The sequence below is a fragment of the Nostoc sp. DedSLP03 genome (genome assembly GCF_034530815.1).
Taxonomy (GTDB): domain Bacteria; phylum Cyanobacteriota; class Cyanobacteriia; order Cyanobacteriales; family Nostocaceae; genus Nostoc.
On the sequence record NZ_JAVRCK010000249.1, the window covers coordinates 1 to 1,136 of the forward strand.

2 pseudogenes are annotated in these 1,136 nt (G+C 40.8%); both read left to right on the plus strand.

Features of this window, described 5'->3' with window-relative positions:
- Positions 1-114: 114 nt before the first annotated feature.
- Positions 115-246, plus strand: a pseudogene (locus tag RM368_RS38615) (IS4 family transposase); the annotation flags it as partial.
- A gap of 1 nt (position 247) precedes the next feature.
- Positions 248-580 (plus strand): annotated as a pseudogene (locus RM368_RS38620) (IS1 family transposase); the annotation flags it as partial.
- Between the last annotated feature and the right edge of the window lie 556 nt (positions 581-1,136).

Here is a 1,136-nt window from a genome sequence, read left to right on the forward strand (position 1 = left end):
ATACCCGGAAAGTGACAGAAGAGGGTTAGAATACCCGGAAAGTGACAGAAGAGGGCTAAAGTCCTCAAACGAGCGCTTCAGCCCTCACTACGAACCTTTGATTATTTATGCCACTTTGCTGGACTAAAATTTATTCAAGAATTAGTACAAGAAAACAAATATTTTGTCTTGAGGATAAAAAGTAATTGGAAACTAGAATTTGAGGAATCAACTGGGTTGGTTAAAGTTGATGCATCTGATGATGCTCACAGGGATCTTAGCCTGGGTTTTAGGCGATCATAGTGCTGAGACGTTCAAACCTTTGTAAGCAGTTGTGGCAACATGGCAGTGCTACTTCTATGTTACTGATGGATGGTCTGTTTATCCTGGTTTTATACCGGAGGGTGACCAGATTGTGAGCAAAACTTACATGACAAGAGTGGAAGGTGAAAACACTCGCTTACGCCATTATCTGGCTCGATTACATCGTAAGACCTTGTGTTATTCAAAATCAGTAGAAATGCTGGCGCATTCAATTCGATTGTTACTTCACGACCTCAAGTTCCGAGAAGTGCCCATTCCTCAGCCCATCATAGACTGATTCTGCAACGCCCAAAATTTTTCCCACATTATGGGTGTGCTTTGAATCATAATATGGTTCTTGGCAACTTTTGGTGATCAATAGTGGGCTGGTTTAGGCAGAAGGCAGAGGGCAGAAGGAAGAAAGAATAAAATTACAGAAAGCCTTGTGGTATAAGGGTTAAAGAATCTCTACATCACAATAAAAGTCTTCAAGTTGGATCTGGATCTTTGTCACAAGTTCTACGACGACAGGCAAAATTTTAAAACCCTTCTGCCTTCTGCCTCCTGCCTTCTGCCTTAAAGCGCGTAACTTTTCATCATCACCAAAAGCTGACAAGAACCCATAATATAGGAAAAGTTTTGAACCATAAATCGAGAAAGTGTGACTTAAAGGAAAAGATGGTTCTTGGCAACTTTTGGTGATCTCGGTTGGGGGAAGGCAGAGGGCAGAAGGCAGGAGGCAGAAGTCGGAAGGGTAGAAGTAATAAATTCAAGTTTTGAGTTTGTTTAAGCTAGCAACTAAGGGATTTCCAAAGAATAAATTATTCCAAGAAAAACAAGAAATATGTTTTCTC